Here is a 1006-nt window from a genome sequence, read left to right on the forward strand (position 1 = left end):
GCGGGGTGAGAAGCAAAGCTTCGAATCAATCCCTCCCTCTCCGCCAGCGAAAAAGAACCACCGGAACAGATTACGTGTGGTTGTGTTATTTGTGAAACACTTTTTTATAGGACCTACAGCTCTTATAGGACGCATGAGACCTATAAGCGAAGGAAAACGCCTGAAAAGGCATTAAATCCTGTTAACGCATTTTTTTCTGGCATTTTCAGGAGTATTCACTATCTTTGACCCTGTTCTTTACAACATCGAGGAGGATTAGCCTAATTGGTAAGGCAGCAGTCTTGAAAACTGCCGGGTTCACGCCCATGGGGGTTCGAGTCCCTCATCCTCCGCCGTACAATCTGGAGAGGTGGCCGAGTGGCTGAAGGCACCGGTTTGCTAAACCGACATAGTTCTTATAGAGCTATCGAGGGTTCGAATCCCTCCCTCTCCGCAACAAACCCTGCACCAGCGGGGTTTTTGCATTTCAGGGAGGGATTCGAACCCCTCCCACCCATCCTCTCCGCATAAAAAGAGAGCTTCCGGAAAACCGGGAGCTTTTTTTGTTTGCAGGTTAACGTGTCAACCTGCTCTTCTGTCTCGCAAACAGTCTCACTATCGTCTCTCCGTATGTCTCATAAAACGATACGTTATAATATAAATGAGACGGAATCATTCCGGCCGGGTCGTGTTCAGTGCTCTTGAAGGAGAGCGGGTTAATAAAACAGGTAAATGCTAATTAAAAAAAAGAGATATCGTCTTTTTTGTCACTTGGGTCCGGCGGTTGTTGCCGGTATGAAATCTTTTTGGCACGGTAGTTGATGCATTACATGCAGAGAAATTAAAACAAACGACCATACCAAAAGGAGCAACACCATGAAACACCTTAAAACAATCAGGACTATAGCTTTGGGTGCAGCACTTCTCGCTATGAGCGCAATGCCAAAATCAGCCGAAGCAGCAGTAACCCAGTCGGGAACAACCACCGTAACGGTTACGATGCCTGAGTACCTTGTTCTGCACTACT

2 tRNA genes are annotated in these 1006 nt (G+C 46.8%); both read left to right on the forward strand.

The window, feature by feature from the left end:
• Positions 1-249 precede the first annotated feature (249 nt).
• Positions 250-332: transfer RNA gene (locus tag G9409_RS09800), tRNA-Ser, on the forward strand.
• A gap of 11 nt (positions 333-343) precedes the next feature.
• Positions 344-433 (forward strand) — tRNA-Ser (locus tag G9409_RS09805).
• The last annotated feature ends 573 nt before the right edge of the window (positions 434-1006 follow it).

Origin of the sequence: Candidatus Chlorobium masyuteum (assembly GCF_011601315.1) — a bacterium.
In the GTDB taxonomy this organism is placed as follows: domain Bacteria; phylum Bacteroidota; class Chlorobiia; order Chlorobiales; family Chlorobiaceae; genus Chlorobium; species Chlorobium masyuteum.